The 7023-nt window shown below is 75.1% G+C and carries 7 protein-coding genes; 5 read left to right on the top strand and 2 right to left on the bottom strand.

The window, feature by feature from the left end; all coding sequences use genetic code 11:
* Window positions 1–258 precede the first annotated feature (258 nt).
* A complete protein-coding gene (locus ACWGL3_RS17960; protein WP_267948696.1) occupies window positions 259–759 on the top strand; it encodes a hypothetical protein in 501 nt (166 codons plus the stop codon).
* A 176-nt stretch (window positions 760–935) separates the two neighbouring features.
* Here the strand turns inward: ACWGL3_RS17960 and ACWGL3_RS17955 are convergent, their stop codons facing one another.
* Complete coding sequence (locus ACWGL3_RS17955) at window positions 936–1835, bottom strand: SRPBCC family protein (RefSeq protein WP_452461575.1); 900 nt, start codon at window positions 1833–1835, stop codon at window positions 936–938.
* A 216-nt stretch (window positions 1836–2051) separates the two neighbouring features.
* Window positions 2052–2756, bottom strand: coding sequence for an IclR family transcriptional regulator (locus tag ACWGL3_RS17950; RefSeq protein ID WP_267948698.1), 705 nt, complete (start codon window positions 2754–2756; stop codon window positions 2052–2054).
* A gap of 118 nt (window positions 2757–2874) precedes the next feature.
* Between ACWGL3_RS17950 and ACWGL3_RS17945 the strand changes: the two genes are divergently transcribed.
* The 4 genes from ACWGL3_RS17945 (at window position 2875) to ACWGL3_RS17930 (ending at window position 7016) form a co-directional block, all read left to right on the top strand.
* Window positions 2875–3288, top strand: a complete 414-nt coding sequence (locus ACWGL3_RS17945) for a nuclear transport factor 2 family protein (protein WP_267948699.1) — start codon at window positions 2875–2877, stop codon at window positions 3286–3288.
* Between the two features lie 57 nt (window positions 3289–3345).
* Window positions 3346–4179, top strand: coding sequence for an SDR family NAD(P)-dependent oxidoreductase (locus ACWGL3_RS17940; RefSeq protein ID WP_267948700.1), 834 nt, complete (start codon window positions 3346–3348; stop codon window positions 4177–4179).
* Complete coding sequence (locus tag ACWGL3_RS17935; protein ID WP_452461574.1) at window positions 4172–5602, top strand: FAD-dependent oxidoreductase; 1431 nt, start codon at window positions 4172–4174, stop codon at window positions 5600–5602. The genes ACWGL3_RS17940 and ACWGL3_RS17935 overlap by 8 nt, the downstream gene beginning before the upstream one ends.
* Before the next feature lie 88 nt (window positions 5603–5690).
* Window positions 5691–7016 (top strand): MFS transporter, encoded by a 1326-nt coding sequence (locus tag ACWGL3_RS17930; RefSeq protein WP_344183164.1) that lies wholly within the window; start codon window positions 5691–5693, stop codon window positions 7014–7016.
* Window positions 7017–7023: the final 7 nt, after the last annotated feature.

Below are 7023 nucleotides of genomic sequence, written 5' to 3'. Positions count from 1 at the left end.
GGGGCCTTCCCCGTCCGCCCTCCGGGGGCCGTCCGCGTCGCGCGCCCTCCGCGCGTCCGCCCGGGGCGCGGGGCGCGGGGCGCCGGGGCCCGGACGGGCCCGTCGGCGGTGCGTCTTCGCGGGGGCGGGCGGGGCGGGAGGACCGCGCCCTGCCCGGAGGGCGCCGGGAACCCGGCGGTGCGCACCGGTGGTCACCGGACGGGTGGATGCGGTAACAATGGTGCGGACGCCCCGCCCGCCCCCTTCGGAAGGCCCCCCATGCGACGGCTGCTGCCCGCCCTGCCCCTGGCCCTGCTCCTCGCCGTGACGGCCTGCGCGGGAGGGGAGGAGCAGGAGGAGGCCGCCGGGCAGACGGAGGAGACGGACGCGGGGGCGGGAGGGGACGCGGCGCCGGACGCCGACACCGAGGCCGACGCCCTGCGCGCCGCCGGGGGGTTCGTCGCCTCGCTCCAGGCCGTCGACGGCGAGGCGGGCTGCGCCCTGATCGATCCCGCCGCCCAGAACGTGCTGGTCGAGGCGCACGGGGGCGCCGACTGCGCCGAGGCCTTCCCCGCCTACGCCGAGTCCCTCCCGGACGCGGAGGGGGCCGAGGTCGGGGACGCCGTGATGGGGACCGACCTGGACGGGGACACCCCGATCGCCACGGTCACCCTGGTCTTCCCGGGGGAGGACGACCCCGGAGTCCTGGAGATGCGCCAGGACTCCGACGACCAGTGGCTGGCCACCCGGCTGCCCGGCACGACCCTGGGCGGAGCCTGAGGAACGGTCCCGGGAGACGCGGGGCGCGGCCGGGCGCGGTGACCGTCCCGGGCCGCGGGGTCCCGCCCCGCCGCCGAAGGTCCGCCGGGCGCTCCCGGGAGCGGGGTTCCCGGACGGGCCGCAGGCCCGGACGGCCCCACCGCGGAACGGGGAGCCGGGGCCGCGGAGGCGCGGGCTCAGGTGAAGAGGACGTAGCCCAGGATCATCCCGCCCGCCACGACCACCACGGCCAGGAGCGGCCAGAGCCGGTCGGCGACGGCCCCCGCGGCGGAGGCCGCCGGGGCCGAGGGGGAGACATCCGCATGGTCGGGGAACTTCTGCGCACCGGTCACATCGCCTGTGATACCAGACACGATGGGTTCCGCGGAGTCCTCCCCGGCCCCGGAGGCAGCGGGGCGGGGGGTGGAGGCCCCGTGTTCTGCCTGGTCGGAGCGCTGTTCCTCCCCAGCGGAGGGCTCGGGGTTTTTTGTCGCTCTTTTTCTGGCCGCGTCCGGAAAGGCGTGGTCCGCCCGAAAGGTCTCCCGTGTTCCGGCGGCCCCGCCGGCCGCGCCCGTCCCGGCGTCCTCCCTGCTCCGGCCGGCCTCCGGCGGCTCCTCCGGCCCGGCCGCCTCCGTGCTCCCGGGCCCGGCGGGGGCGAAGCCGTACTTCGCCTCCAGGGCCGCGGCGAAGCGCGCCGCCAGTGAGGCCGACACGGCGCTGACCGTGCCGGCGTCCAGTTCGGCGAACCGGCCGGTGAGGACCAGGTCGGTGTCGACGCCGACGACCGTCCTCCCTGCCTCGGCCCGCAGCCGCGCGGTCACCGTCGCCGAGGCGCCTCCCGCGCCCCGGCTGGCCCGCCCGGACGCCTCGACCACCGCCCGGCGCGCCCCCTCGTCCAGCTCCGTGAAACGGGCGGTGCCGGAGTAGGCGGCCACGAGCGGGCCGACCTTCACCCGCACCGCACCGGAGTACAGGGGGCCGTCGACGCCGGTCAGTCTCACGCCGGGCACGCACGGGGCCACCGCCTCCACGTCGGTGAGCAGGCGCCACACGCGCCCGACCGGCGCGTTCACGGTGAACTCGGTGCTGATCCTCACGGGGCGGTCTCCACTCGGGCCCTGGGGGAGGGGTGGGCCCCGGCGGGCCGTGCCCGGGGTCCGTCGACAGGCCGGCGGACCCGTCCTCCGGAATCCGCCGACGCCGCCAGCGTACGCACCGCGCGGAGCCGGGGCGATCCGTCCGGGGCACGGGGGCGGACCCCTCCGCCGCGGCCGGCCCTCCGCACCGTCCCGGCACCGCCCCGGGGCCGGGGGTCAGGGCAGGTGCAGCATGCCGGCGATCAGCCGGGCCGCGTCGACCACGGCCTCGCCGAAGGGCGCCGGGTCGTCCAGTTCGAGCACCGAGATCCCGATGCTCGCCACGGGGGCGCCGCGGGGGCCGACCACCGGGGCGGAGACCCCCGTGACGGCGTTGGTCACCTCCGCGTGGGAGACCGCGTAGCCGCGGCGGCGCGCCAGGGAGACCTCCTCCCGCTCCCCCGGGCGCGGGGGCATGGCCGACAGCAGGGCCAGTCCGGCGGAGCCCTTGCCGAGGGGGTCGACCCGGCCGGTGCGGAAGGCGATGTGCGCCCTGGCGTGCCGCGGTTCGACGACCATGAGCGCGCGCGCCTCGTCCTCGCCCTCGGGCACCACCAGGTGCGCGGTGGCGCCCTGCGCCTCCGCGAGGTCGGCCAGGACCGGCCTCGCGACCTCCCGGAGGTCGACCTCGACGGACTCGGCGAGGGCGACCAGTCCGGGGCCGAGCGTGATCCGCTTGAAGGAGTCGCGCTTGCACAGCCGGTGCTCCTCCAGGGTGCGCACCAGCCGGTGGGCGACCGTGCGGTGCACACCGATCCCCTCGGCGACCTCGGTCACCGACAGCCCGTGCGGGCTGCGGCTGAGCAGTTCGAGCACCTCGATCCCGTTGTGCAGGGTCTTGGACGTCCGTGGGTCCGGCTGTGGGGCCGGTGTGGTGGGCATCGGGCTCCTCTCGCAGGGCGAACATACACCCCCGCCTCTTGACGTCGGTGACGTGGGACACATACGTTGACTTTTAATTGCACGCCTAGTGCGATTATCGCACGCCTTGGAGGGGCTCATGGACGGCACGCAGGTCACCGGCATCCACCAGCTCTACGCGCGCCAGTCCCACCTGATCGACTCCGGGAACGCCGGGGGGTGGGCGGACACCTTCACCCCCGACGGCGAGTTCCACTCCCCGACCTATCCGGCCCCCGTCGTGGGCCGGACGCCGCTCCGCGACTTCGCCCGGGACTTCGCCCGCGACGCCCGGGCCGGGGGAGAGGTGCACCGCCACGTGGTCACCAACGTGTACGTGGAGTCCCTGGACGCGGAGGAGGCACGGGTCAGCGCCTACCTCCAGGTCATGGCGACGCGTGTGGCCGGAGGCACCCGGGTGCTGCGCCTCACCGCGCTCCACGACCGGCTCGTCCGGCACGGGGACGACTGGCGCGTCGCGCGCCGCGACGTCCGGCGCGACGACACCGCCTGACCTGCCCCGGCCCCTCCCGCCGAGAGACCCCCGCACATCCACCGAAAGGCACGTCCCATGACCCAGCACGAGGGCACCGGTCCCGCACGCGTCGTCGACCGACCCATGGAGGCCGTCCACCCCGAGATGGCCGGGCGCACCGCCGTCGTCACCGGCGCGGCGCGCGGCATGGGCCGCGCCTTCACGGCGGCGCTGGCCGCCCGGGGGGTCGACGTCGTCGGCGCGGACCTCGACGACGCCGGGATGGAGCGGACCGCCGACGAGATCAACCGCGAGCTGGCCGGGAGGCCTGGCGGCGTCCGGCCGGGGCGGGTCGCCGCCCACCGCGTCGACGTCGCCGACCCGGCCCAGCAGGACGAGCTCGCCCTCGCCGCCGTCCGGGGGACCGGCTCCCTCGACTACTGGGTCAACAACGCCGGGGTCTTCCCGTACGCCCTGGTCGGGGACATCTCCGCGGACCAGGTCTCCGCCGTCCTCGACGTCAACGTCAAGGGAGTCCTGCACGGGGCCCAGGCGGCCGCCCGCCACATGGGGCCGGGCGGCGCCATCGTGAACATGTCCTCGGTCTCCGCGGTACGGGTGCGCCGGGGCCGCGCGGCCTACTGCGCCTCCAAGGCCGCCGTCGCCCACCTGACGGAGTCGCTCGCCGTCGAACTCGGGGACCGGGGCATCCGCGTCAACGCCATCGCCCCCGGGTTCATCGACACCGAGATGACCCGCTGGCTCCAGGACGACCCCGAGGCGCTCGCCGCCGCCCTCGACGACGTCCCCCTGCACCGGGTCGGCTCCCCGGAGGAGGTCGTCGGCGTCCTGCTGTTCCTGCTCTCCGACAGCAGCCGCTACGTGACCGGGCACAGCATCGCCGTGGACGGGGGATCGCGCCATGTCTGAGCCGGCCACCGGGGCGGGGGAGACCGTCGACGTCGTCGTCGTCGGAGGCGGAGGGGCCGGGCTCGCCGCGGCGGCCACCGCGGCGGAGGCCGGTGCGGGCGTGCTGCTGTTCGAGGCCGAGACCGAACTCGGCGGGTCGACCCAGCTCTCCGCCGGGCTGTTCACCGCCGCCGGAACGAGCGTCCAGCGCGGCGCGGGAGTGGAGGACACCGCCGAGCGGTTCTACCAGCACTACATGGACCTGAACCAGTGGATGCTGGAACCGGGGCTCGTCCGCGCCTTCTGCGAGAACGCGGGGCCCACCCTGGAATGGCTCATCGGGCTGGGCGTGGAGATCCCCGCGCGGATCTCCACGAACGCGCACATGCCCGGCCTGTGCCGGGCCGGCGTCGAGGACGTCCGGCGCGGCCACGTGCCCAAGGACCAGGGCCTCGGCCTGGTCCAGGTGCTGGCGGCCGCCTGCCGCCGGCACGGGGTCGAGACCGTGCTCAACACCCGGGTCGAACGGCTCCTGGCGGAGGACGGCCGGGTGGTCGGCGTCGTCGCCGACGGCGTCGAGGTCCGCGCGGGAGCGGTCGTGGTCACGACCGGGGGGCTCGCCCGGGACCCCGGGCTCCTCCGGGAGTACTACCCCGCGGCGCTGGAGGCGGGCGAGCACGCGTTCGTCGTCGCCGCCCCGGGGAGCCGCGGCGACCACATCCGCTTCGCGGACGGGGTCGGGGCCTCGGTCACCGGGGCGGGCCGGGGGCTGCGCCTGCCCACCGCCTACTTCCAGCGGTACCACCACTGGCAGTCCGGGTTCCCGCCCGTCTCGCGGGTGTACGTCAACAGGGCCGGGCGGCGGTTCATGGACGAGGACGCGTCCTACGCGGTCTCCACCGGCGTCATCGACGCCCAGGACGGCCCCGTCTGGTGCGTCTTCGACGACAGGGCCAGGGCCTCCCTGCCCTCCGGTTACGCGGACTGGACGCCGGAGCGCGTCACCGAGGAGGCCGACGCGGGCAGGACGCTGCGGGCCGACACCCTGGAGGGGCTCGCCGGACTGATGGGGGTGCCGCCCGGAGCCCTGCGCGCCACCGTGGACGCCTGGAACACCCAGCTCCCGCACGGGGAGGACGAGCGCTTCCTGCGCCACCTCAGCCTGCGGGACAAGGGCCAGGGGGACCCCGACCCCATCGGGGAGGGGCCCTTCCACGCGGCACTCCTCCTCCCGACCGAACTCGTCTGCACGCACGCCGGGATGGAGATCGACCCCCGGGCGGCCGTGCGCGACCGCGAGGGCCGCGCCATCCCCGGGCTCTTCGCCGCGGGGGAGGCCGGGGCCGGAGTCCTCGGACTGCGCTACGTCGGCGGCGGCAACGCCGTCGCCAACGCGATCACCATGGGCCGCATCGCCGGCCGCGGGGCGGCGGCCCGGGGCTGACCCCCGCGCCGTACCCCCTTCTTCCCCCTGACCCACCAGGACCGGGCGGCCCGCACGCCCCCGGTCCGACCCTGCCCGAGGAGGCAGCATGCCACTGGACCACAGGTCCGCGGACGGACCGGGCACGACGCACGCCGACGGGGGCTTCCAGTCCCGGGTGAAGGTCATCCGGGCGGCCGTCATCGGCACCGTCGTCGAGTACTACGACTTCGGCATCTACGGGTACATGGCCACCTTCGTGGCGATGCTCTTCTTCGTCTCGGAGGATCCGACGGCGGCGCTCCTGGGCACGTTCGCCGCCTTCGCCGTCGCGTTCTTCATGCGCGTGCCCGGCGGCATCCTCTTCGGACACATCGGGGACAGGTACGGGCGCAAGAGGGCCCTGTCGTGGACCATCCTCCTGATGGTGGCGGCCACCGCTGTCATCGGGCTGCTGCCCACCTACGTCACGCTGGGCGTGTGGGCGACCGCCCTGCTGGTCCTGTGCCGCTGCGTGCAGGGGTTCGCGGCGGGCGGCGAGCTGGGCGGCGCCAACGCGTTCGTCGCGGAGTCGGCCCCCACCCGCTGGCGGGCCACCCAGACCTCGCTGGTCAACTCCGGGACCTACCTCGGATCGCTGTTCGCCGCGCTGGTGGCGCTCGCGGCCACCTCGCTGTTCACCGAGCAGCAGATGCTGGACTGGGCGTGGCGGATCCCGTTCCTGCTCAGCCTCCCCATCGGCGTGATCGGCCTGTACATCCGCAGCCACCTCGACGACACCCCGCAGTTCAAGGAGCTGGCCGACCAGGGCGAGACGAAGAAGGTACCGGTCAAGACCCTGCTGGTGACCAACTGGCGGTCGGTGCTGAAGATCATCGGCCTGGGCGCGGTCATCACCGGCGGGTACTACATCGTCTCGGTGTACGCGGCCACCTACCTCCAGACCACGGCCGGCCACTCGTCGCGGCTGGCCTTCGCCTCCACCGCGGTGGCGATGGTGGTCGGCGCGGCCACGCTCCCGCTCTCCGGCTACCTGGCCGACACGATCGGCCGGAAGAAGGTCATCCTCATCGGGAGCGTCGGCGCGACGCTCCTCGGGTTCCCGATGTTCATGATGATGGCCGCGGGCCCCGCCTGGGCCGCGGTCGTCGGGCAGTCGGTCCTGTTCGTCTGCGTCTCGGTCGTCAACGGGGCCTCGTTCGTCACCTACGCGGAGATGCTCAGCGCCTCCACCCGCTACAGCGGGATCGCGCTCGGCAACAACGTGACCAACACGGTCCTCGGCGGCACCGCGCCGTTCGTGGCGACCTGGCTGATCGGCGCGACCGGCCAACCGCTGGCGCCCGCGGCCTACTTCGTCCTGACCGCCCTGATCACCCTGGTGACGGTCTTCTTCGTCGCCGAGACACGCGGCACCGAGCTGCGCGTCGACTGAGTACGGG

This window comes from Nocardiopsis sp. NPDC055824 (genome assembly GCF_053616335.1).
This window is presented reverse-complemented; position numbering and strand designations above follow the sequence as displayed.